Genomic DNA, 21,221 nt, shown 5'->3' with positions numbered 1-21,221 from the left:
CATCGGAGATCTATGCGTACAGTGTGCGCATCGAAGGAACACTGTACGCAGGAGAGGAAAATCCATGACTTTCGACCATGACCGCTGGCAGCACCGCCTCGATGAGCTGCGCGAGATCCACCACGTCCCCGGCGCGACCCTTGCCGTGCTCACCGGCGGCGACGTCCACGAACTCGCCACCGGGGTGCTGCACCGGGGTACCGGGGTGGCGGCGACGACCGACTCGGTGTTCCAGGTCGGTTCGATCACCAAGATCCACACCGCGACGCTGGTCATGCAGCTGGCCGAAGAAGGCAAGCTCGATCTCGACGCCCCGGTGCGCGACGTGCTGCCGGACTTCACCGTCGCCGACCCGGCCGCGTCGAAGACGATCACCGCTCGGCAGCTGCTGTCCCACACCAGCGGGCTCACCTGCGACTTCACGTGCGACACTGGACGCGGCGACGACTGCCTCGCCGCCTATGTCGAGGCCGCTCGCGATGTCCCGCTCGACTGCGCGCCCGGGACGGCGATCTCCTACAGCAGCGTCGGCTACAACGTGCTCGGCCGGATCGTCGAGGTGCTCACCGGCCAGACCTGGGACGCCGCGCTCCAAGAACGGCTTTGCGCACCCCTGGGCCTGACCCACACGGTGACGCTGCCCGAGGACGTCCTGCGTTTCCGCGCCGCGATGGGACACCTCGGCGAAGGCGGCGCCGACCCCGATCCGGCGCCGGTCTGGAACCCGCTGCCGCGCTCGGCCGGTCCGTACGGCGGGGTCCTGTGCGCCACCGCGGCCGACGTCCTGCGGCTGGCCCGCATGCACCTCGACGGCGGCGTCGCACCGGACGGAACCCGGTTGCTGCACAAAGAAACCACCGACGCGATGCAGCACCGCGAGACCGACTGCCCGGACAAGTGGACGGTCGACTCCGACGGCTGGGGACTGGGCTGGACGCTCTACGACTGGGACGGCACCCCCGGTTTCGGCCACGACGGCGCGACCATCGGCCAGTACGGCTTCCTCCGCGTGGCACCGGAAGCCGGAGTCGCCGTCGTGCTGCTCACCAACGGCGGAGGCGCTCGCCGCCTGTACTCCGACCTGCTCCGCGAACTGCTTCACGAACTCGCCGGCGTCCGCATGCCCGAACCGTTCGGGCCACCCGCACAGCCGCTGCCGGTCGCGCTCGGCGACCGCGTCGGCACCTACCGGCGAGAGGGCGTGGAAATCACCATTTCCGAGCGCGACGGCGTGCCCCACCTGCGGTACGCGTTCGTCGACGGCATGGCCGACCTCGCACCGCCCATCGAGACGGACCTCGTCGCCGTGTCGGACACGGTGTTCGCCGGCCGTGCGGACGGTGCCTTCAGCGACGACTGGATGCCCGTCGTGTTCGCCACCCTCACCGACGGCACCCCTTGCGCCTACATCGGCATGCGGGCTGCCCCGAAGGTCGCCTGAGCGGCGAGAACGTGGACGCGTGAGGACAGCCGGCACGTGAACGCTGCCCTCGCCGTGCGTGGCCTTGCTTGCGGCGGCGGGCCCGCTTGCCCCTCAGTGGGATGGCATCACGGCCCGCCGGTTCAGCCCTCGAACGGCTGCCGTCGGCGTCGAGGTCGGCGACCAGCTGGACCACCGTGATCCGCAGGTGGAACTGGCTGGACATGCCCTCCAGCAGGACGAACAAGGTGTCTTCGCCGTGCCGGAACACCGACCGGCGCCGCAGCCGCCGCGGGTGGGTCGGCCGACAGGTCTTGGCGAGCTCGGCCGCGATCGCCCTGGCGTGGTCCCGGCTGTCCGCGGGCTGGATCGGGCCTGGCTCGGTACGGCCGGATTGCGCGGTGAGGTTCAGGTGCGTGGTGGCGGAGGGCGGCCCTCGGCCCCCGGTATCGAGTTTACCGGCGCGCACCGACACTTCCGGAGCTTTCCGGGGTTGCGGACCCGAGTTGTCCACAACCCCGGAGTGGCTCAGCGCTTGCCGTGGAGAATCGTCACCAGCTTGGCCACCAGTGCGTCCGTTGATTCCTTGCGGGTGAACGATGTCAGCGTCAACGGGGCGGTGAACCGCTGGCGGGCGATGGCCTTTGTGCGGGCGAACTCGCGCAGGCCCTCCGGTCCGTGGATGCGGCCGAAGCCCGAATCGCCCACGCCGCCGAACGGCAATGAGGCGATTCCGGCGAACGACAGCGGCGCGTTGATCGCCGTCATGCCCGTGCGCAGCTTCTCCGCCAGCTCCACGCCGCGGGACTTCGAAAACACCGTCGAGCCCAAGCCGTACTTCGTGTTGTTCGCGCGCTCGATCGCTTCGTCCATGTCGCGGACCTTCGCGATCGTCACCGTCGGGCCGAACGTCTCCTCCGTCACCGCCTCGGAGTCCTCGGGGACGTCGATCAGGACCGTCGGCTGCGCGTAGCGGTCGCCGACCGCCTCCTCGCCGCCGAGGACCGCCTTGCCGCCGCGGGACAGTGCGTCTTGGATGTGACGCTTGATCACGCCCAGCTGGGATGGCATCGTCACCGGGCCGTACTGGGCCGCCTCGTCCGAGCCCGCGCGGACGTCCTTCGACTTCTCGACCACCTTCGCCACGAACTCGTCGTGGACCTTCTCGTGGACGTACACGCGCTCGACGCCGATGCAGGTCTGGCCGGAGTTGGAGAACGCGCCCCACACCGTTGCGTCCGCCGCCGCGTCGAGGTCGGCGTCCGCGTCCACCAGGACCGGGTCCTTGCCGCCCGCCTCGATCACCACCGGGGTGAGCGTCTCGGCGGCCGCGGCCATGATGCGCTTGCCCGTCGCCGTCGAGCCGGTGAACGCGATCTTGTCGACACCCGCCGTCACCAGCGCCGCGCCCGTCTCGCCGAAGCCCGTGATCAGCTGCAGCACCGGCTGCTCCGGCACGATCTCGGCGAAGGCGTCGACCAGCCACTTGCCCACGCCCGGCGTGTATTCGCTCGGCTTGAACACCACGGCGTTGCCCGCCGCGAGCGCGTACGCGACCGAACCGAGCGGGGTGAACACCGGGTAGTTCCACGGGCCGATCACGCCGACCACGCCCAGCGGCTGGTACTCGACCGTCGCCGCCTGGTTCGACATCAGCAACCCGGCCGAACGCTTCTGCTTGCCGAGCACCTTCTTCGCGTGCTTGCCCGCCCACGCGATGTGCTCGATGGCCAGGACGCTCTCCAGCTGCGCGTCGGCGATCGGCTTGCCGGTCTCGTCGCGGACCACCTGGCACAGCTGCGGCAGCCGCCGGGTCAGCACGCCCTTCCAGCTCTTGAGCCGCTCGGCGCGCCCGGCGAAACCGAGGGCCGCCCACCACTCCGCCGCGACGCGCGCCCGTTCCACAGCCGCCTTGACGTCCTCCGCGGTGTGGATCGGGTAGGTTCCGACCACCTCGTCGGTCGCCGGGCTGAGCGAGTCGAAGGTCTCGCCGACCGTCGTCGGCTTCGGCTGGACGGCAGTCATCGGCGTCTCCCTGGAGGTCGCGGGTCAGCCCAGGTTACGACGTTACTGACATCGTGCCAATAGCTCGTGCGGGCTTCCGCACCAGCATTGCACCGGCGATCGCCGCAGCAAAGACACCGAACACCGGGGCGAGCCACAACGGCAGCACGCCGACCGCCAGCGAGCCGAGCCCGAAGCCGCACGCCTGCACCGTGAAACTCAGCGAGAACCCCGCTGACCTGCGGTTCTTCGGCAGCAGGCGCTGCAGGTTGACTGACGTCGCGGCCACCAGCGGCCCGGTGCAGCCGCCGATCACGGCGACCGACGCAAGCAACCCGGGCCAGCCGAAATCGCCGGCGAGCACGAGGCCGCCGGCGACGAACCCGCCGAGGAACAGCCGCGGGTCGCCGGTCTTGCCCCGCCACGCGTAGAGCGCGCTGCCGGCGATGCTCGCGCCGCTCAGCACGGCGATCACCACGGGCGCGGCGGTCGCGGGCGCTCCGAGGCGCTGGACCAGGGGCAGCGGGGCCACCTCGATCGTCGAGAGCAGCAGCCCGACGGTGAACGCGCAGCACAGCCACGGCAGGTAGGCGGCGAGCCGGGGCGCCGGGACGTCGTCGCCGGATTCCGCCCGATCGGGCTCACCCGCGCGGCGCGGGACGAGCACGGCGGCCGCCACGCAGGCGACGGCCATGGCGGCGAGCGGGACGAACGTGCCGGCGAGGTCGAGCAGCGCCACCAGCACCGGGCCGCCGATCAGCACGCCTTCGAGGAGCATCGCGTCGACGGAGATCGCGCGGGGCAGCAGCGCGTCGTCGACGGTGTCCGCGAGCAGCGTGCGGAAGCCGCCGGACAACGCGCCGGCCGCGATGCCGGGCAGCAGGACGAGCGCGACCAGAACGGGTGCGGGAGCGCCGGCGGCCAGCGCGAGCACCACGTACCCGGCGGCGGTGAGCAGGAGCAGCGCCGGCAGGCCGCGGGCCGGGCCGACGCGGTCGAGCAGCCGCCCGACCGGCACCGCGCACACCATCTCGGCGACGACGAAGACCGACATCAGCACTCCACCCAGCCGGTACGAACCGGTCGTGGCGGTGGTCAGCAGGGTGAACGCGAGCGGCGCCATGGTCGCCGGCAGCCGGGCGAACTGGACACCCGCCGACCAGCGCCAGTAGGCGCGATGGGTGAACAACGACATGCCGTCAAGTTCTCCTGCTCCGCTGCCGCGGCATACTGATTCGGGTGAGAGCGAATCCGTCGTGATCGAGCTGGTCCTGACCGCGGCCGGGAGCCAACGCGTCCGGTTCGCGATCTCGCCGCTGGAGGAGGTGCTGGGCGCGGTCCAGACCCTGCTCGGCATCCGGCGGCACCCCGCGCCCCCGCCGTGGCTCTCCGCCGTGCCCGACGTGCCGGAACTGGCCGCGGTGCTGAGCGCGCGGCACTACATCACCGAGTTCCTGAGCCCGCCGCCCGACGGCCCGGAGACGACCGCCGAAGCGCAGCTCGCGGTGGTTCGTGCGACCCCGCCCGCGCAGGTGGCGCTGGAGCTGGGCATGGTCGACGCGGACCTGTCCGGGCTGCCGGCCGACCCGGCGGCCGCCCGGGACCTGCTGGCCGGCCAGCTCGAGACGGTGTGGGACGCGCTGCTGGCACCGGAGTGGCCCCGCCTGCGCGAGCTGCTGGCAGCGGACATCGCGTACCGGACGCGGCAGCTGGGGTCGGGCGGGCTCGCGGCGATGCTGGCGGAGCTCCACCCGCGCGTCCGGCTGTCGGGGACGTCGGTGCTGGTCGACGTCCGGGCCCGGGAACGCCTGCCGATCGACGCGCGGGGGTTGCTGCTGATCCCGGCGGTGTTCGCGTGGCCGAACGTCGGGGTGGTGACGGTGCCGCCGTGGCAGATTTCCCTGCTGTACCCGGCCCGGGGCGTGGCTTCGCTGTGGACCTCTGCTGCCGAACCGCCGGAACCGCTGGCGGAGGTGCTCGGCCGGACGCGGGCGCTGCTGCTGACCACGCTCGACCGCCCGGCGGCGACGACCGAACTGGCCCGGCGCCACGACCTGGCCCCGGCAACGGTTTCGGCCCACCTGACGGCATTGCGCGGAGCGGGCTTGCTGGCGTCGGAACGCCGGGGTCACCGGGTGCTGTACCGGCGCACGGAACTCGGCGACGCGCTGCTCTCGGGCAAGCTGTGACAGATGGACAGAGCAGTGGCGTGGGAAGGCTTCTACAACACCAGGGATCTCGGTGGCCTGCCGGCGCGATCGGGCCGGACGACCCGCCGCGGCGCGTTCTTCAGGGCGGCCGACCTCCGGTTCGTGAGCGACGCAGGGTGGGCCGAGGCGCGGGAGGCCGGCGTCCGGACGGTCATCGACCTGCGCAACCCCGACGAGATCCGGCCGACGGCGGGCGCCCCGACGGCGCTGGCGGGTTCCGCGCAGTTCGCCGCCGCGACCGGCCCGGCCACCCCGGCGGACCTCGACCGCGTCGAGGTTCCCCTCGACGACATCGCCGACCTCGAGTTCTGGCGGTACGTCAACCACGAGCGGCTGAACGGCAGCCCGCTCTACTACCGGATCTTCCTCGAACGGAAGGCCGAGCGCTGCGCCGCCGTCATGACCGCGATCGCCCGGGCGGCCCCCGGCGGCGTCCTGTTCCACTGCGGTTCCGGGCGCGACCGGACCGGTCTCGTCGCGCTCCTCCTCCTGGCGCTGGCCGGCGTCGACCCCGACGCCATCGCCGCGGACTACGACCTGTCCACCGAAGCCGTGAGACCGCTGTACGCCGTGATGGGCACCGACGACCAGGGGCCGGCCATCGCGGCGATCCTCGCGGAGCGGGGCACCACCACCGCGGCGGCCGTCCGGGCCACGCTCGACGGGTTCGACGTCAGGCAATACCTCCTCGACGCAGGGGTCGACGGCCGGGACCTCGACGACATCCGGCACCGGTTGACGAACCAGGACTAGGCTGGAAACGACCACCCGTGAAGGAGAACCATCGATGCGTATCGTCCATTTCGGACACGCCTGCCTGTTGCTGGAGACCGGTTCCGAGCGGATCCTGATCGATCCGGGCACCTTCTCCACCGGCTTCGAAGGTGAGCGGGAGCTGTCCGCCGTGCTGGTCACGCACCAGCACTTCGACCACCTCGACGTCGAACGGCTGCCCCGGGTCCTCGATGCCAACCCCGGTGCCAAGCTGATCGTCGATCCCGGGTCCGCTCCCGAGGTCGAAAAGCTCGGCCTGGAGTTCGCCGTCGCCAACGTCGGGGACGTCTTCGCCGTCGGGGACACCGCCATCAAGGCCGTCGGCGGGGAGCACGCCGTCATCCACTCGGACATCCCCGTCATCCCGAACATCGGGTACGTCTTCGACGACGGCGCTTTCTTCCACCCCGGCGACTCGTTCTTCGTGCCCTGCCAGCAGATCGACGTCCTGGGGCTGCCCACCGGGGCGCCGTGGCTCAAGGCCGGGGAGGCCGTCGACTACCTGCGGGCCGTCGCGCCGCGGGTGGCCGTGCCCATCCACGAAGCCGTGCTCGCCAACCCCGCCATGCACTACGGCCTCTTCGGGAACCTCGCACCCGAAGGCACCGAGGTCAAGGTGCTCGACCGGGGCGAACCCGCGAAGGTCTAGGCCGCCACCACCCGCAGCGAGCCGTAGGTCGCGCCGAACGCGCGGTTCTCCAGGGCGACGTCCACCGCGTCGAGCAGGGCCTGGCGGAGGCCGGGACGGGTCAGGTCCGCCGCTTCCACCCCCAGCCGGACCAGCCCGCCCCGGCGGGCCGAGCGGGCCGCCGCCAGCACCAGCGCGAAGCAGCGCACCGTCTCCGTGCGGTGCGACTGGCTCGTGAATTCCTGGACCCGCGCGCGGCGCACCTCGCCGGTCACCAGGTCGCGGACCGCGCCGAGGTCCGCGCACAGCCGGAAACCGTGCTCGGCCAGCGCCAGCAGCGTGCCCGGGGAGGCGATCCAGCGCGGCGGTGCGAAGCCGTCGACCGACAACCCCGCGTTGTCCAGCGCGGCCTTCGCCGCGATCAGCCGCAGGCGCGCCTCGTGCGCCGGCAGCGTCGCGAACTCCGCCCGCTTGCCCAGGTAGACCGTGCGGTGCGTGGGCGTGACGGTGTGGTCGTAGCCGTGCAGCAGCACGGAATCACCACCGCGAGCGCGGGTGCGGATCCACTCCGTCACCGGGCCTTCGCCCGTGCGAGCGGCGTACAGCACCGAAAGCGGAACCTTGCGGCGGTCGAGCTCGGCCGCCAGATCGGCGCACCGGTGCAGGGTGCGCGGGGTGATTCCCGACAGCGAAACCAGCAAGCGAGCGTCCACGCCCCCATTGGGACGCACGCGTCTGAAACTCCCGTGAACGGCGCAGAACGGACGGGCGACCGTTGCCGGAAGGGTCAGACACCCTCGCGCAGGCGCTTCACGGCCACCGCGATCCGGCCCCGCAGGTCCGGGTCGGCGACCTGGCCGTCGGCGACGTCCGCGCGCGAGACCGGGATCCGCGCGCACGCCTCTTCGACGATCCTCGCGCCCGCGTACGTCAGGACCTTCCGCAGCGAGTCGTGCGCGTCCCGGCCGCCGGTCGGTGCCGCGACCGAGGACGCGTTGATCCACGCCACCGGCTTGCCGTACACCTCGCCGCCGCCGACCGTCCAGTCGAGGAGGTTCTTGAACGAGCCCGGCAGCCCGCCCGCGTACTCCGGCGTGCAGATCAGGACCGCGTCGGCTTCCTTCAGCGCGGCACGCAGCGAGGCGACCTCGGGGTGCAGCGGGTCGCGGTCGTCATCGGGGTTGAAGTGCGGCAGATCGGCAAGCCCGGTGTACGTCTTGCTCGCGGTGAGGGTCGCGACGGTCCCCAGCACCGCCGCATTGCCCGAGCCGGCTCGCAGGCTGCCGCAGATCAGCAGGATCACGGGGCCAGTCTGCCAGCGAAAGCCCGGTGATGCGCTGGTACGCCGCGATGTACCGGTCGCGCGTGGCCGTCACCACTTCGGGCGGCAACGGCGGCAGCGGGGACACGCAGTCCCAGCCGGACGCCGGATCGACCAGCCAGTCGCGCACGTGCTGCTTGTCGAACGACGGCTGCGGGACGCCGGGCTGGTGACCGTCGGCGAGCCAGTAGCGCGCCGAATCCGGCGTCAGCAGCTCGTCCGCCAGCACGAGCCCGCCGCCGGCGCCGATGCCGAATTCGAACTTCGTGTCGGCCAGCAGCAGGCCCTGCTCCGCCGCGCGCGCGGCGCCCCGGCGGTACAGCTCCAGGGACGCCTCCCGGACCTCCTCGGCGAGCGCGCGGCCCAGCACCGAGACGCACGTGCCGAAGTCGATGTTCTCGTCCTTCTCGCCCGAGCGCGCCTTGGTCGACGGGGTGAAGATCGGCTCGGGCAGCCGTGCCGACTCGGCGAGGCCGGGCGGCAGCGTCAGCCCGCACACCGCCCCGGACCTGTGGTAATCGGAGTATCCGCGGCCGGTCAGGTAGCCACGGACGACCGCCTCCACCGGCAGCATGTCGAGCCGCTCCACCAGCAGCGCGCGGCCGCGGACGGCCTCGGGAATGAGCGGCCCTTCGCAGGTCACGACGTGGTTCGGGAGGACGTCGGCGAGCTCGCGGAACCAGAACACGCTCATCGCGGTGAGCACGCGGCCCTTGCCGGGGACCGAGGTGGGGAAGACGCGTTCGAAGGCGGAGATGCGGTCGGAGGCGACGATCAGCAGGTGGTCGTCGCCCGCTTCGTACAGGTCGCGGACCTTGCCGGAGGCGAGCCTCCGGCGTGTGGGGAGGGGTGTCACGCACCGAACCCTAACGGGCACCCTCTGCCACCATGGATGATGCTGGCATGGCGTACGACTGGATCTCGGTGACCACCGACTACGGCCTGCGCGACGGCTTCGTGGCGGCCTGCCACGGCGTGATCGCGCGGCTGGCGCCCGCGGTGCGGGTGATCGACGTGACCCACGAAGTGCCACCCCAGGACATCCGGCACGGGGCGATGGCGCTGGCCCAGACGGTTCCCTACCTGCCGGAATCGGTGCACGTCGCGGTCGTCGACCCCGGGGTCGGGACGGCCCGGCTCGGCGTGGTCGTCGTCGCGGAGGACGGCCTGCTGGTCGGGCCGGACAACGGCCTGCTGCTGCCGGCCGCGCAGGCGCTGGGCGGGGTGCAGGCGGCGTACGAGCTCGCGAAGCCGTCATTGCGGCTGCCGGCGGCGTCGGCGACGTTCCACGGGCGGGACGTCTTCGCGCCGGCGGCCGCGCACCTCGCGCTGGGCGTCGCCCCCTCGGACTTCGGTGACCCGGTGGACGACCTGGTCGCGATGCCCGAGCCGTTCGTCGCCGCGTTCCCGGGGAAGCTCGTGTCGGAGGTGCTGACGGTCGACCACTTCGGCAACGTCCAGCTGGCCGCGACCCCGGCGGACCTCGAGCTCTCGGGCCTGTCGGGCCCGGTTTCCGTGCACAGCGAGCGCGTGGCGGTGACCACGGTCCTCGGGCGGACCTTCGCCGACGTGCCCGCCGGCGCTTCGGTGCTCTACACCGACTCGGCGGGACGGCTCGCCGTCGCCGTGAACGGCGGCTCCGCGGCGGCCGTGCTCGGGCTCGGGCCGGCCCAGGAGTGCACGATCACCGCGTCGCCGACGGCGACCTGACCCGGCCGCAGCACCGCGGCCTTCATCCCGAAGACGACGCCGCCGGCCGGGCCACGCCGGTAGGTCGCGAGGGTGCGGATCGGCTCGGGGCCGGCCTTGGCGCCGGTCTCCTGGTCGACCATCGGGACCGTGCAGCGGACGCACTTCTCGGCGTACCCGAACTTCGCGGTGCCGGCCGTCAGTTCGCGGGCTTCGTCTTCGCGGTGGGGTTCGGCCCAGCCGGCGATCACGATGTTGGGCCGGAAGCGGTCCATCGGGACGGGTTCGCCCTGGCCGGCGGCGATCCGTTCGTTCAGCGTGTCCAAAGAGGACTCGGAGGCGAGGAGCACCGCGTGCGCGTCCGCGAAGGCGGTCGTGCCCGGGAACTCGCCGCCGGTGAGGCGGTCGTGCTCGGGCGCGACGCCGATCAGTTCGGCCGGCCGGCCGAGCAGGTCCGAGAACCACGCGTCGGCCAGGGGATCTTGCCGGACGCCTTCGCCGTCCCAGGCGAACATCGACACCGGGCGCCGCGGGCCGTCGCGCCGGATGTCGAAGACGACGTCTTCGCGGCCGGGGGCGGACAGCGCGAGCCGGTCGCCGAGCACCCGCGGCCGGACGGTCGCCATGACCGGGTGCGGCCGCTGCGTGAGGACGTCGCTGTCCGGGGTGATGACCTGGAAGACCCGGTCGTGCGCGAGCCCGGCGGGGGTCACCTCGGCGGACGGCACGTCGATGCCGGCGCAGGACTTGACCGGGTAGTACGTCAGCCGAGCGATTCTCGCCATCTCCGCAGGCTACCCGGGCAGCGGCCGCCGAAGCGTCCTCCTTTCAGAGCACCTGTGAGAGGAACCGCTGCAGGCGCGGGCTCTGCGGCTCGTCGAAGATTTCCGCCGGTGGGCCCTGCTCCACGATGCGGCCCGCGTCCATGAACGCCACCTCGTCGGCGACACTCCGCGCGAACCCCATCTCGTGCGTCACCACGATCAAGGTCAGCCCCCGCGAAGCCAGGCCCGCCATCAGGTTCAGCACGCCCTTGACCAGCTCCGGGTCGAGTGCGCTGGTGGCCTCGTCGAAGAGCATCACCTCGGGGTCCATCGCCAGCGCCCGGGCGATCGCCACCCGCTGCTGCTGGCCGCCCGACAACGCGCTCGGCCGGTACGGCGCCTTGTCCGCCAGGCCGACGTCGGCCAAGCGGGCCCGGGCGATCGCCGACGCCTCCTCCTTGCTCAGCTTCTTCACGCTGCGCAGCGGCAGCACGATGTTGTCCAGCACGCTCCGGTGGCCGAAGAGGTTGAAGTGCTGGAACACCATGCCGACGCGCTGGCGCAGCGCATCCGGGTCCGACCGGATCACCGATTCGCCGTCGAGCAGCAGATCGCCGGAATCGGGCTCCTGCAGGCGGTTCACGCACCGCAGGAGCGTCGACTTGCCGGAACCGGACGGCCCGATCACGCAGGTGGTCCGGCCGCTCTCGACCTTGAGGTCGACGCCGCGCAGGACTTCGAGCGTGCCGAAGCTGACGTGGATGTCCCGCAGCTCCACACTGGACGAACGCACCGCCGTCGTCACGAGGGAACCTTCCCGCTGGCGACCAGGTCCAGCTCGTCTCCGTCGCCCGGCTCGTCCGCGCGCACCTTGCGGCCGGTCCGGAGCTTCTTGTCGATGTAGTTGACCAGGTGCGTCAGCGGCACGGTGATCACCAGGAAGAACACGCCGGCGGCGACCAGCGGCGACAGGTTGCCCGTGTTCGCCGCGAGGTCCTGGCCGATCCGGAACAGCTCGCGCTGCCCGGACAGCAGCCCGAGCACGTAGACGAGGCTGGAGTCCTTGACCAGCGCGATGAACTGGTTCACCAGCGCCGGCAGCACCCGCCGGACGCCCTGCGGGATGATCACCAGCAGCATCGACTTCGTGTAGCTCATGCCGAGCGCGCGGCTGGCCTCCATCTGTCCTTTGTCGATGCTCTGGATACCGGAGCGGAAGATCTCGCCGATGTAGGCCGCGGCGATCAGGGACAGCGCCAGGATGCCCATCGGGTACGGGTTCGTGCCGACGACGTCCCGCGCGAGCGTGCCGAGGCCCTGGCCGATCAGCAGGATCGTCAGGATCGCCGGCAGCCCGCGGAAGATGTCGGTGTACACCCGCGCGGGCCAGCGCAGCCACCACTTGGTGGACAGGCCCATCACCGCCAGCAGCATGCCGAGCACGGTGCCGATCAGCGCCGAGGACACCGACAGGATGAGCGTGTTGAGCAGGCCGGTCTTCAGCAGGTCGGGCAAGACCTGGGAGATGTAGTCCCAGCTGAGAAACGTGTTGATGAAGTCGTCCATTGCGGACTACTGCCCCGCCTTGAACTCGGCCGGCACGGGCGCGGTGGGCTCGAACTGGTCGTGCACCTTGACCCAGGTGCCGTCCGCGATGACCTTCTTCAAGCCGTCGTTGATCTTGTTGATCAGGTCCGTGTTGCCCTTCTTGAAGGCGAACCCGTGCGGGATGGTCGTGGTGATCGCCTTGGTCACCTTGAGCTTCGCGTCGGCGTTGTTCTTCGCGTAGTCCTCGGCGGTGGCCTGGTCGAACACCGCGCCGTCGATCGCGCCGGTCTTGAGGGCGTTGAGGGCGGCAGCGTCGTTCGGGAACCGGACGGCCTGCGCGGTCGGCGCGTTCGAGCCGAGCCACGTGTCCGAGACGGTGCCCTGGACGACGCCGACCCGCTTGCCCGCCAGGGAGTTTTCGTCGGTGATGCCGGCGGTTTCCTTGGCTTCGATGCCGAGGGCTTGGTAGTTGTACGGTGCCGAGAAGTCGACGGTCTTCTTGCGGGCGTCGGTCTGGGAGATCGCCGAGCTGCCGATGTCGAACGTGCCGTTCGCGACCTGGCCGAGCAGAGCCGAAAACTCGGTCGCGGCGAACTCCAGCTTCAGGCCTTCCTTGGCCGCGATGGCTTTCAGCAGCTCGTTGTCGAAGCCGGTGTAGTTGCCGTTCTCCTGGTAGGCGTTCGGCTTCGAGTCGCTCAGCGTGCCGACCCGCAGGGTCTTGTCGCCGCCGCTGTCCGAGCCGCCGCACGCCGTGAGCGCGGCCAGCAAGGTCGCGGTGAGCGCCGTGACCAGTGTCTTCTTCATGCTTCTCCTAACCCTGGAACCCGGCCGGCACCGGAGCGGTCGGCAGGAACTGCTGGTGCAGCTTAAGCCAGGTCCCGTCGGAGATCACCTGCTTGAGCCCGCTGTCGATCTTGCCCAGCAGCTCGGCGTTGCCCTTCTTCACCGCGAAACCGTGCGGCACGTCCGTGACGAAGCTCTTCACGACGACCAGCTTGGCGTCCGGGTTGTCGGTGACGTTCTTCTCGGCAATGGACTGGTCCAGGATGTACGCGTCGACCGCGCCGCTCTTCAGCGCGGTCAGCGCGGCGGCGTAGTCGGGGAAGCGCACGGCCTGGGCGGTCGGCACGGTGCTGCCCAGCCAGTGGTCGCCGACGGTCGCCTGGATGACGGCGACGCGCTTGCCGGCTAGCCCCTTTTCGTCGGTGACCGGCGTGCCCTGCTTGGCCTGGATGCTCATCGTTTCGAAGTCGTAGGCCGCGGAGAAGTCGACCGTCTTCTTGCGCTCGTCGGTCTGCGCGATCGCCGAGCTGGCGATGTCGTAGCGGCCCGAGGCGACCTGCCCGAGCAGCGCCGAGAAGTCGGTCGCGGCGAACTCCAGCTTCAGGTTCTGCTTGGCCGCGATGGCCTTGAGCAGCTCGTTGTCGAAGCCGGTGTAGTTGCCGTCCTTGAGGTAGATGTTCGGTGGCGCGTCGCTCAGCGTGCCCACGCGCAGCGTCGAGGAAGCGCTGTCCGAGCCGCCGCAGGCGGTCAGCGTGAGCGCGGCGGCCAGCACGGTGACGATCAGCTTCTTCATGTCACGCCCCCAGGTTCTTCACGGGCAGGCCGGGGCCGCCCTGCTGCAGTTCCTTCGACAGCGGCGTGGTCTTGTAGAACTGCCCGTAGATGCGGGCGACCGTGCCGTCCGCGACGGCCTTCGCGAGGCCGTCGTTGAGCTTGTTCAGCAGATCGGTGTTCTTCTTGGCCACCGCGAACGCCGACGGCGTGTCCTTGTCCTCGACGGTGTACCCGAGTTCCAGGGGGACGCCCGGGTTCTGGTCCAGGTACTTCTGCCCGATGTCCTGCGGCACGACCCAGCCGTCGAGGGTGCCGTTCTTCAGCTGCGCGAAGCCCGCGTTGTAGTCCGGGAAGCGGACGACCTGGGCCCCGGCGACCTTGCCCGCGAACTCGTCCTGCACCGAACCCTGGACCACGCCGAGGCGCTTGCCGCCCAGCGAGCCCGTGTCCTTCAGGTTCGCGCCCTTCGCCGTGACGACCGTGGTGAAGCCGGTGTTGTAGCCGTTGGAGAAGGCGACCGTCTTCTTGCGCGCCTCGGTGCTGGAGATCGTCGAGCTGCCGATGTCGAACTTGCCGCCGGCGACACCGGCGAGCAGGCTCGAGAACTCGGTGCCGACGAACTCGACCTCGAAGCCCTCACGCTGGGCGATGTCGCGCAGCAACTCGTTGTCGTAGCCGGTGAACCGGCCGTTCTCCAGGTAGATCGACGGTGGGGCGTCGCTCAGCGTCCCGACGCGCAGGGTGGTCGACCCCGCGTCGGAGCCACCGCAGGCGGCGAGGGTCAACGTCAGCGCGCCCGCGGTCAGGGCGGCGGCGATCTTGGACAGCGTGGATCTCATCGCTTCTTCCATGGTGCGGCCCAGCGCCCGGCAGCGCTGGTGTGGTCAGCGATCGAGATTAGGGATTTCGCCCGTTCGAGTGGATTCGTTCCAGTCCGTGGACGGGTGCGTCAGCTCACAGGATCGGCTGCGGCACGTACCCCGCGGCCGCCGGGAACCGCTCGAGGACGTCGGCGACGCGCTCGGCCACCTGCGCGACCTGCCGCCCGGCCGTGCCGGTGAACGAAATCCGGTCGGCGAGGAGTTTGTCCAGCTCACCGCGGTCGAGCGGGATGCGGTCGTCGGCCGCGAACCGGTCGAGGAGGTCGTTCTCCGCGCGGCCTTCGCGCATTTCCAGCGCGACGGCGACCGAGTGCTCCTTGATCGCTTCGTGGGCCGTCTCACGCCCGACGCCGGCGCGGACCGACGCCATGAGCACCTTCGTCGTGGTGAGGAAGGGCAGATAGCGATCGAGCTCACGCTCGATCACCGCCGGGAAGGCGCCGAACTCGGCGAGCACCGTGAGGAACGTCTCCAGCAGGCCGTCGAGGGCGAAGAAACTGTCCGGCAGCGCGACCCGGCGGACGACCGAGTCGGAGACGTCGCCCTCGTTCCACTGGTCGCCGGCCAGCTCGCCGATCATCGACAGGTAGCCGCGCAGCACGACGGCCAGGCCGTTCACGCGCTCGCACGAGCGGGTGTTCATCTTGTGCGGCATGGCGGACGAACCGACCTGGCCGGGCTTGAAGCCCTCGGTGACCAGCTCGTGGCCGGCCATCAGCCGGATCGTCTTGGCCAGGCTGGCCGGCGCCGCGGCGAGCTGGACCACAGTGGACAGCACGTCGAAGTCGAGCGAGCGCGGGTACACCTGGCCGACGCTGACGAACCGCCGGTTGAACCCGAGGTGCTGCATCACGCGGTCCTCGAGCTGGTCCAAAGTGGACTCGTCGCCGAGCAGGTCGAGCATGTCCTGCGCGGTGCCGACCGGGCCCTTGATGCCGCGCAGCGGGTAGCGCTCGATGAGGTTGTCGAGCCGCTCGAAGGCGACCAGCAGCTCGTCGGCCGCCGTGGCGAACCGCTTGCCGAGGGTGGTGGCCTGCGCGGCGACGTTGTGCGAGCGCCCGGCCATGACGGTGTCGGCGTGCTCGACGGCGAGCGCCGCCAGCCGCGCCAGCACGGCGGCGACGCGGGTGCGCACGAGCTCGAGCGAGCGGAGCAGCTGCAGCTGCTCGACGTTCTCGGTGAGGTCGCGCGAGGTCATGCCCTTGTGGATGTGTTCCTGGCCGGCGAGGTCGCTGAACTCCTCGATCCGCGCCTTGACGTCGTGGCGGGTGACGCGCTCGCGGGCGGCGATCGACTCGAGGTCGACGTTCTCCAGCACGCGCTCGTAGGCCTCGACGACCCCGTCCGGCACCTCGACGCCGAGGTCCCGCTGGGCCTTGAGGACGGCGAGCCACAGCTGCCGTTCCAGGACGACCTTCTGCTCCGGGGACCAGAGCGAGACCAGGTCCGCCGAGGCGTAGCGGGCGGCGAGCACGTTCGGAATGCGGGGCTTTTCGGTCACGCCCACACGATACCTGCGCAGGTCAGCGCGGTGGCGCCCCGGGTTTCACCATTCGGCGAAGCCCCCGTCGTCGTGGCGCCACACCGGAGAACGCCACGCGTGCCCGATTTCGTCCGCGCGGCGCACGGCCGCTTCGTCGACCTCGATGCCGAGGCCGGGCTTCAGCGGCCGGGCCGCATAACCGTCCTGGAAGGCGAAGACCGACGGATCCACGAGGTACCCGTGCTCGCGGCCTTCGTGGTAGTGCATGCCCGCACTTTGTTCCTGGATCAGGAAGTTCGGGGTCGCGAAGGCCACCTGCAGCGACGCCGCCAGCGAAATCGGGCCGAGCGGGCAGTGCGGCGCCAGCGAGGCGCCGTAGATCTCGGCCAGCGCGCCGATCCGCCGCAGCTCGGAGATGCCGCCGGCGTGCGACGGATCCGGCTGGACGACCGCGACGCCGGCGTCGAGCACCGGCTTGAACTCCCACCGCGAATAGAGCCGCTCGCCGACCGCGATCGGCACCGTGGACGCCTCGACGACCGCGCGCAGCGCGTCGCCCTGGGTCTCCGGCAGCACCGGCTCCTCGACGAACATCGGCTGGACGTCCTCCAGCATCCGCACCAGCCGGCGCGCCATCGCGGGCGAGACGCGGCCGTGGAAGTCGATGGCGAGGTCGCGGTGCGGGCCGAGCACCTCCCGCGCTTCCCAGGCGCGCGCCACCGCCGCGTCGGCCTCGGCCGGGGACGCGATCGCCGTCATGGGCCCGGCGACGTTCATCTTCACCGCCGTGAACCCGGCCTCGACCTGCGCGGCCACCGCTTCGCGGATGCCGGCCGGGCGGTCGCCGCCGACCCAGCTGTAGACCCGGACGCGGTCGCGGACCGGCCCGCCGAGCAGCTCGTGCACCGGCGCGTCGCGGACCTTGCCGGCGATGTCCCACAGCGCGTGGTCGAACCCGGCCAGCGCGCTGGAGAGCACCGGCCCGCCGCGGTAGAAACCGCCGCGGCGCAACACCTGCCAGTGGTCCTCGATGCGCAGCGGGTCCTGACCGATGAGCAGCTCGGACAGTTCGTGCACGGCCGCGCGCACGGTCTCCGCGCGGCCCTCGACCACGGGTTCGCCCCAGCCGCTGATCCCTTCGTCCGTGCTGACCTTGAGGAACAGCCAGCGCGGTGCGACCAGGAACGTTTCGATCGCGGTGATCTTCACCGGGTGCCCCGTTTCTACGCGGAATCCTTGGCGGCGGACCAGCCGCCGTCGACGGTCAGTTCGGCGCCGGTGACGAACGACGCCGCGGCCGAGAGCAGGAACGCGATCACGTCCGCGACCTCCTCCGGCCGGCCCAGGCGGCCCGCCGGCGTCGCCCGCGCGCTGCGTTCGCGGTCCGCCGGCGAGATGTGCTTCCAGGCTTCGGTGAGCACCGGCCCCGGCAGCACGGAGTTGACCCGCACCTCGGGGGCGTACTCGACGGCCAACTGCCGGGCGAGGGCGACGAGCGCGCCCTTGCTCGCGGCGTACGCGGGGTGGCCCGGCAGCCCGAAGTGCGCGTGCACCGACGAGACCAGCACGATCGCGCCACCCCGTTCCCGCAGCGACGGCAGGCACGCCTTCACGGCCAGGTAGGTGCCGGTCAGGTTGACGTCGAGCTGGCGCTGCCACTCGGCGCGGTCGATTTCGTGCAGCGGCCCGGTGCTCGGCACGTAGGCGTTGCTGACCAGTGCGTCCACCTCGCCGACGGCCGCCCAGGTCGCTTCGTCGCTCACCGAACCCCGGATCGGCGTGATGCCGGCGGGGAGTTCGGCGATGTCCACGCCCAGCACGCGGTAGCCGTCGTCCAGGAGCTTCCGCGCGGTCGCCGCCCCGATCCCGGACGCCGCTCCGGTCACCACCGCTGTCGGCATCGCCTCTCCCGTCCTCGGAGCACTCGGCAAGAATAAGTCCTAATTTAGGATTATACAAGGTAAGCTGCGAACATGAGCTACCGATGGGAGATCATGGCGGACGCGATGCGCCAAGGAGTCGTCGGAATCGTGCGCACGCGCGACGCGGAGTCCGCGGTGGAGGCCGCCCGCGCGGCCATCGAGGCCGGCCTGCGCTCGATCGAGCTGCCGTTGACGAACCCCGGCGCGCTGGACGCGATCTCCGGGCTCACGGCCGCCTACCCGGACGCGACCATCGGAGCCGGGACGGTGCTCGACGAGACGTCCGCGGTGCTCGCGATCCGCGCGGGGGCGCGGTTCCTCGTGTCACCGTCGGTGGACGCCGCGGTGATCCGGACCGCGCACCGGTACGGCGCCGCGGCGTTCCCCGGCGCCGGCTCGGTGACCGAAATCGTCCGCGCCCTGGAAGAAGGCGCCGACGCGGTGAAGGTGTTCCCGGCTCCGGCGCTGGGGCCGTCATGGGTGGCGGACGTGCGCGCCGCGTTGCCGCAGGCCCCGCTGGTACCCACCGGCGGCATCGGCCCCGGCGACGTGCCAGGCTGGCTTTCGGCGGGTGCGGTCGCCTGCGGGATCGGCTCGGCGCTGACCCGCGGCACCGCCGCGGAGATCGCCGCCCGGGTCGAAACGCTGTTGAGGAGCGCGCATGGCTGAGCTGGTCTTCGTCGGGTGCTACACCGGCGATGCGGGGAACGGCACCGGGATCACGACGCTCTCGCGGTCGCCGTCCGGCTCGTTGCGCGAAGTGGCTTCGCTGCCGCTGGAGTCGCCCTCCTGGCTGGTACGCCACCCGTCGTTGCCGGTGCTGTACGCGGCCAACGAGCTGTCCACCGGCGGCGTGACGGCGTTGGCCCTCTCCCCGTCGGGCGAGCTGTCGGTCCTGGGCACGGCCGAGACGGGCGGCGCGCACCCGTGCCACCTGGCGGTGACGCCGGACGGCCGGTTCCTGGTGTGCGCCAACTACACCGGCGGCAGCGTGGCGGCGTTTTCGCTGTCGGACTCCGGCGCCCTGACCGCCCGGACGGCACTGGTCCAGCACCGCGGCAACGGCCCGGTGTCCGACCGCCAGGAGGCGGCGCACGTCCACATGGCGGTCCCGTCGGCGGACGGGTCCATCGTGAGCGCGGTCGACCTGGGCACGGACGAGATCCGCAGCTACACGCTGACGTCGTCGGGTGCCCTCGAGCCGCTGGCGGTGTCCACGCTGCCGCCGGGCACGGGACCGCGTCAGCTGGTGCGCCGGCCGGGCACGGACCTGGCGTACGTCGTCGGTGAGCTGGCCGGGACCCTGGTGACGGTCCGCGAGAAGGCACCGGGCGCGTTCGAGGTGGTGTCGTCGACGCCGTCGACGCTGTCGTCCGTCACGCCCAACCTGGTGGCGCACCTGGAGCTGACCGAATCGCGCCTGTACGTGTCGAACCGCGGGCCGGACTGCGTCACGGAGTTCGCCCTGGACGAGGCGGCCGCGGTGGCGGACCAGCCGTGCGGGGCGAACCCGCGGCACTTCGCGCTGGTGGACGGGACTTGTTACGTGGCGGCGCAGTCGGAGGACGCGATCACGGCGTTCGCGCTGACCGCGTCCGGCGAGGCGGAGCTGCGGTACCACCCGACGGGGTCGCCGACGTTCGTGCTGCCGGTTTCCCTGCCTTGACCCTGCGTTCATAATGCGGACATCACCTCCGGCGGCTGAGAGGCCCTCCATTGACCGAACACCGGCCACGCGGGCTGCACGGCCAGACCGTGGAGGCACTGGCCAGCCGGATCCTCTCCGACGAGTGGGGCGAGGGCGCCGTCCTGGACCTGCCCGCGCTGCGCGAAGAGCTCGACATCAGCCTGACCGCGCTGCGCGAAGCGCTGAAGGTGCTGGCCGCCAAGGGCATGATCGATGCCCGGCAGAAGCGGGGCACCTTCGTGCAGCCGCGCGAAAAGTGGAACATGCTCGACGCCGACGTCATGCGGTGGCAGACCGCGGCCGCCGATGATCCGGTGCTGCTCGACGAGCTCACCGAGGTGCGCGCGGTCGTCGAGCCCGCCGCCGCCCGGTTCGCCGCCGAGCGGGCGACCGAGGAAGACCTCGAGGCGCTGCGGGACGCGCTCGCCGACATGGCCGCCGCCGGGGATGATCCGGCGGCGAGCGTCCAAGCCGACCTCGCCTTCCACCGGCGGCTGATGGCCGCCACGCACAACAACTTCCTGATGCGGATGGAACGGGTCATCGCCATCGGGCTGGCCGAGCGCGACAAGCTCGTGCACGGCTCCTCGGCGGCGGATGACCCGGTGCCGAACCACCGGAAGGTCTTCGACGCGATCGTCGCGGGCGATCCGGCCGCGGCGGAACAGGCGATGCTCGCCCTGGTCACGAAGGCCCGAGAAGACCTGGAGAAGGCTCAGCGCGGGCGGTCGTGAGCGGTGGGCTCCAGCGCCGCCTGGAGCATCCGGGCCGCCGCCGCGCGGGGCTCCGGGTCGACCGCGACCAGCGCGTTCACGACCGCGCCGTCGACCAGCGCGACCAGCCGTTCCAGCTCGGTTTCGGTGACCGGGGTGCCCGAACGGGCGAAGATCTCCGTCAGCAGCTCGTTCAGCTGGGCCGACAGCGTCCGCATCAGCGGCCGCAGGTACGGGCGCCGGCCGGTCACGACCAGCCGCTCGTACCGCAGGAGGACGGCTTCGGCGTCGGCCGCCGGGTCACCGCTCTCCGGGCCGAGCAGCAGGTCCAGCACCAGGTCGACGGTCGCCTGCACCCCGCGGTTGCGGGTCGCGAGCTCGTCCAGCCGGCGGCGGCCGGTCGCCAGTTCGGCCTTCGAGTGGTGCTCGACGGCCGCTGTGACCAGGTCTTCCAGCGAGTCGAAGTAGTACGTGGTCGACGCGAGCGGCAGGCCCGCCCGCTCGGCCACCGCCCGGTGCCGCACGGCGTCGAACCCGCCTTCGACGAGCAGTTTCGCGGCGGCCTCGACGAGCGCGGCGCGCCGTCGCTCCCCCTTCGGGGTGGTCGCAGCGGTCATGGC

The 21,221-nt window shown here is 71.4% G+C and carries 23 protein-coding genes; 8 read left to right on the top strand and 15 right to left on the bottom strand.

Annotated features, from left to right (window positions below; all coding sequences use genetic code 11):
• Nucleotides 1-64 precede the first annotated feature (64 nt).
• Nucleotides 65-1,441 (top strand): serine hydrolase domain-containing protein, encoded by a 1,377-nt coding sequence (locus tag ACFVYA_RS00900; protein WP_387040848.1) that lies wholly within the window; start codon nucleotides 65-67, stop codon nucleotides 1,439-1,441.
• Nucleotides 1,442-1,948: 507 nt separating this feature from the next.
• Here the strand turns inward: ACFVYA_RS00900 and ACFVYA_RS00895 are convergent.
• Together ACFVYA_RS00895 and ACFVYA_RS00890 are read right to left on the bottom strand one after the other, a co-directional pair.
• Nucleotides 1,949-3,445, bottom strand: a complete 1,497-nt coding sequence (locus tag ACFVYA_RS00895; RefSeq protein ID WP_387040845.1) for an aldehyde dehydrogenase family protein — start codon at nucleotides 3,443-3,445, stop codon at nucleotides 1,949-1,951.
• 34 nt (nucleotides 3,446-3,479) lie between these two features.
• Nucleotides 3,480-4,619 (bottom strand): MFS transporter, encoded by a 1,140-nt coding sequence (locus tag ACFVYA_RS00890; RefSeq protein WP_387040842.1) that lies wholly within the window; start codon nucleotides 4,617-4,619, stop codon nucleotides 3,480-3,482.
• A gap of 61 nt (nucleotides 4,620-4,680) precedes the next feature.
• Between ACFVYA_RS00890 and ACFVYA_RS00885 the strand changes: the two genes are divergently transcribed.
• From ACFVYA_RS00885 to ACFVYA_RS00875, 3 genes are read left to right on the top strand one after another with little or no spacing between them, the layout of a single operon-like run.
• On the top strand, nucleotides 4,681-5,613 hold the full coding sequence (locus ACFVYA_RS00885; protein WP_387040839.1) for a DUF5937 family protein: 933 nt from the start codon (nucleotides 4,681-4,683) through the stop codon (nucleotides 5,611-5,613).
• A 3-nt stretch (nucleotides 5,614-5,616) separates the two neighbouring features.
• Nucleotides 5,617-6,387, top strand: a complete 771-nt coding sequence (locus ACFVYA_RS00880; protein WP_387040836.1) for a tyrosine-protein phosphatase — start codon at nucleotides 5,617-5,619, stop codon at nucleotides 6,385-6,387.
• Nucleotides 6,388-6,421: 34 nt separating this feature from the next.
• Nucleotides 6,422-7,057 (top strand): MBL fold metallo-hydrolase, encoded by a 636-nt coding sequence (locus ACFVYA_RS00875; RefSeq protein WP_387040833.1) that lies wholly within the window; start codon nucleotides 6,422-6,424, stop codon nucleotides 7,055-7,057.
• On the opposite strand, the gene ACFVYA_RS00870 is transcribed toward ACFVYA_RS00875, so the two are convergent.
• From ACFVYA_RS00870 to ACFVYA_RS00860, 3 genes are all read right to left on the bottom strand, one after another.
• Entirely contained in the window at nucleotides 7,054-7,737 is a 684-nt protein-coding gene (locus tag ACFVYA_RS00870) for a DUF2334 domain-containing protein (protein ID WP_387040972.1), read from the bottom strand. The two genes, ACFVYA_RS00875 and ACFVYA_RS00870, sit on opposite strands and share 4 nt — an antisense overlap.
• A gap of 86 nt (nucleotides 7,738-7,823) precedes the next feature.
• Nucleotides 7,824-8,288: an NADPH-dependent FMN reductase gene (locus ACFVYA_RS00865; RefSeq protein ID WP_387040830.1), complete on the bottom strand. Its 465-nt coding sequence runs from the start codon at nucleotides 8,286-8,288 to the stop codon at nucleotides 7,824-7,826.
• Complete coding sequence (locus ACFVYA_RS00860; protein WP_387040827.1) at nucleotides 8,209-9,213, bottom strand: phosphoribosylaminoimidazolesuccinocarboxamide synthase; 1,005 nt, start codon at nucleotides 9,211-9,213, stop codon at nucleotides 8,209-8,211. Before ACFVYA_RS00860 ends, ACFVYA_RS00865 begins: the two co-directional genes overlap by 80 nt.
• A gap of 47 nt (nucleotides 9,214-9,260) precedes the next feature.
• Between ACFVYA_RS00860 and ACFVYA_RS00855 the strand changes: the two genes are divergently transcribed.
• Nucleotides 9,261-10,067 (top strand): S-adenosyl-l-methionine hydroxide adenosyltransferase family protein, encoded by an 807-nt coding sequence (locus ACFVYA_RS00855; RefSeq protein ID WP_387040825.1) that lies wholly within the window; start codon nucleotides 9,261-9,263, stop codon nucleotides 10,065-10,067.
• On the opposite strand, the gene ACFVYA_RS00850 is transcribed toward ACFVYA_RS00855, so the two are convergent.
• The 9 genes from ACFVYA_RS00850 to ACFVYA_RS00810 all read right to left on the bottom strand — a co-directional run bounded on the left by ACFVYA_RS00850 (nucleotide 9,950) and on the right by ACFVYA_RS00810 (nucleotide 18,180).
• A complete protein-coding gene (locus ACFVYA_RS00850) occupies nucleotides 9,950-10,831 on the bottom strand; it encodes an MOSC domain-containing protein (RefSeq protein ID WP_387040822.1) in 882 nt (293 codons plus the stop codon). The genes ACFVYA_RS00855 and ACFVYA_RS00850 overlap by 118 nt on opposite strands.
• Before the next feature lie 43 nt (nucleotides 10,832-10,874).
• Nucleotides 10,875-11,615 (bottom strand): amino acid ABC transporter ATP-binding protein, encoded by a 741-nt coding sequence (locus tag ACFVYA_RS00845; protein WP_285987241.1) that lies wholly within the window; start codon nucleotides 11,613-11,615, stop codon nucleotides 10,875-10,877.
• Nucleotides 11,612-12,376, bottom strand: coding sequence for an amino acid ABC transporter permease (locus ACFVYA_RS00840; protein WP_285987242.1), 765 nt, complete (start codon nucleotides 12,374-12,376; stop codon nucleotides 11,612-11,614). Before ACFVYA_RS00840 ends, ACFVYA_RS00845 begins: the two co-directional genes overlap by 4 nt.
• A 6-nt stretch (nucleotides 12,377-12,382) precedes the next feature.
• Nucleotides 12,383-13,162 carry an ABC transporter substrate-binding protein gene (locus tag ACFVYA_RS00835; protein WP_387040820.1) on the bottom strand — a complete coding sequence of 260 codons (780 nt, stop codon included), beginning with the start codon at nucleotides 13,160-13,162 and terminating at the stop codon, nucleotides 12,383-12,385.
• A gap of 7 nt (nucleotides 13,163-13,169) precedes the next feature.
• Nucleotides 13,170-13,934 (bottom strand): ABC transporter substrate-binding protein, encoded by a 765-nt coding sequence (locus tag ACFVYA_RS00830; RefSeq protein WP_387040817.1) that lies wholly within the window; start codon nucleotides 13,932-13,934, stop codon nucleotides 13,170-13,172.
• A gap of 1 nt (nucleotide 13,935) precedes the next feature.
• On the bottom strand, nucleotides 13,936-14,754 hold the full coding sequence (locus ACFVYA_RS00825) for an ABC transporter substrate-binding protein (protein ID WP_285987245.1): 819 nt from the start codon (nucleotides 14,752-14,754) through the stop codon (nucleotides 13,936-13,938).
• 115 nt (nucleotides 14,755-14,869) lie between these two features.
• Nucleotides 14,870-16,297 carry an adenylosuccinate lyase gene (gene purB / locus ACFVYA_RS00820; RefSeq protein WP_387040815.1) on the bottom strand — a complete coding sequence of 476 codons (1,428 nt, stop codon included), beginning with the start codon at nucleotides 16,295-16,297 and terminating at the stop codon, nucleotides 14,870-14,872.
• Nucleotides 16,298-16,342: 45 nt separating this feature from the next.
• The gene (gene dgoD / locus ACFVYA_RS00815) at nucleotides 16,343-17,488 is read right to left on the bottom strand and encodes a galactonate dehydratase (protein WP_387040812.1); all 1,146 of its coding nucleotides are present in this window, start codon (nucleotides 17,486-17,488) and stop codon (nucleotides 16,343-16,345) included.
• A gap of 14 nt (nucleotides 17,489-17,502) precedes the next feature.
• Nucleotides 17,503-18,180 carry an SDR family NAD(P)-dependent oxidoreductase gene (locus tag ACFVYA_RS00810; protein WP_387040810.1) on the bottom strand — a complete coding sequence of 226 codons (678 nt, stop codon included), beginning with the start codon at nucleotides 18,178-18,180 and terminating at the stop codon, nucleotides 17,503-17,505.
• A gap of 72 nt (nucleotides 18,181-18,252) precedes the next feature.
• Between ACFVYA_RS00810 and ACFVYA_RS00805 the strand changes: the two genes are divergently transcribed.
• Genes ACFVYA_RS00805 through ACFVYA_RS00795 form a run of 3 tightly spaced genes read left to right on the top strand, consistent with a single transcriptional unit; the run spans nucleotide 18,253 to nucleotide 20,622 of the window.
• Nucleotides 18,253-18,870, top strand: a complete 618-nt coding sequence (locus ACFVYA_RS00805) for a bifunctional 4-hydroxy-2-oxoglutarate aldolase/2-dehydro-3-deoxy-phosphogluconate aldolase (protein ID WP_387040808.1) — start codon at nucleotides 18,253-18,255, stop codon at nucleotides 18,868-18,870.
• On the top strand, nucleotides 18,863-19,867 hold the full coding sequence (locus ACFVYA_RS00800) for a lactonase family protein (RefSeq protein WP_387040805.1): 1,005 nt from the start codon (nucleotides 18,863-18,865) through the stop codon (nucleotides 19,865-19,867). Before ACFVYA_RS00805 ends, ACFVYA_RS00800 begins: the two co-directional genes overlap by 8 nt.
• Nucleotides 19,868-19,917: 50 nt before the next feature.
• Complete coding sequence (locus ACFVYA_RS00795; RefSeq protein ID WP_285987251.1) at nucleotides 19,918-20,622, top strand: FadR/GntR family transcriptional regulator; 705 nt, start codon at nucleotides 19,918-19,920, stop codon at nucleotides 20,620-20,622.
• Here ACFVYA_RS00795 and ACFVYA_RS00790 read toward each other — a convergent pair.
• Entirely contained in the window at nucleotides 20,604-21,218 is a 615-nt protein-coding gene (locus tag ACFVYA_RS00790; protein WP_285987252.1) for a TetR/AcrR family transcriptional regulator, read from the bottom strand. The two genes, ACFVYA_RS00795 and ACFVYA_RS00790, sit on opposite strands and share 19 nt — an antisense overlap.
• Between the last annotated feature and the right edge of the window lie 3 nt (nucleotides 21,219-21,221).

Source organism: Amycolatopsis sp. NPDC058278, from assembly GCF_042881395.1.
Lineage (GTDB): Bacteria > Actinomycetota > Actinomycetes > Mycobacteriales > Pseudonocardiaceae > Amycolatopsis.
Note: the sequence above shows the minus strand (reverse complement) of the source record. Positions and strands in the feature narration are given on the sequence as shown.

Bases quoted from the DNA above. Each gene is read 5' to 3' on its own strand.
- ACFVYA_RS00805 (WP_387040808.1), top strand. From the start codon at position 18,253: ATGAGCTACCGATGGGAGATCATGGCGGACGCGATGCGCCAAGGAGTC.
- ACFVYA_RS00790 (WP_285987252.1), bottom strand. From the start codon at position 21,218: ATGACCGCTGCGACCACCCCGAAGGGGGAGCGACGGCGCGCCGCGCTC.
- ACFVYA_RS00875 (WP_387040833.1), top strand. From the start codon at position 6,422: ATGCGTATCGTCCATTTCGGACACGCCTGCCTGTTGCTGGAGACCGGT.
- ACFVYA_RS00800 (WP_387040805.1), top strand. From the start codon at position 18,863: ATGGCTGAGCTGGTCTTCGTCGGGTGCTACACCGGCGATGCGGGGAAC.
- ACFVYA_RS00855 (WP_387040825.1), top strand. From the start codon at position 9,261: ATGGCGTACGACTGGATCTCGGTGACCACCGACTACGGCCTGCGCGAC.
- ACFVYA_RS00900 (WP_387040848.1), top strand. From the start codon at position 65: ATGACTTTCGACCATGACCGCTGGCAGCACCGCCTCGATGAGCTGCGC.
- ACFVYA_RS00840 (WP_285987242.1), bottom strand. From the start codon at position 12,376: ATGGACGACTTCATCAACACGTTTCTCAGCTGGGACTACATCTCCCAG.
- ACFVYA_RS00895 (WP_387040845.1), bottom strand. From the start codon at position 3,445: ATGACTGCCGTCCAGCCGAAGCCGACGACGGTCGGCGAGACCTTCGAC.
- ACFVYA_RS00835 (WP_387040820.1), bottom strand. From the start codon at position 13,162: ATGAAGAAGACACTGGTCACGGCGCTCACCGCGACCTTGCTGGCCGCG.
- ACFVYA_RS00830 (WP_387040817.1), bottom strand. From the start codon at position 13,934: ATGAAGAAGCTGATCGTCACCGTGCTGGCCGCCGCGCTCACGCTGACC.
- ACFVYA_RS00810 (WP_387040810.1), bottom strand. From the start codon at position 18,180: ATGCCGACAGCGGTGGTGACCGGAGCGGCGTCCGGGATCGGGGCGGCG.
- ACFVYA_RS00850 (WP_387040822.1), bottom strand. From the start codon at position 10,831: ATGGCGAGAATCGCTCGGCTGACGTACTACCCGGTCAAGTCCTGCGCC.
- ACFVYA_RS00825 (WP_285987245.1), bottom strand. From the start codon at position 14,754: ATGAGATCCACGCTGTCCAAGATCGCCGCCGCCCTGACCGCGGGCGCG.
- ACFVYA_RS00890 (WP_387040842.1), bottom strand. From the start codon at position 4,619: ATGTCGTTGTTCACCCATCGCGCCTACTGGCGCTGGTCGGCGGGTGTC.
- ACFVYA_RS00880 (WP_387040836.1), top strand. From the start codon at position 5,617: ATGGACAGAGCAGTGGCGTGGGAAGGCTTCTACAACACCAGGGATCTC.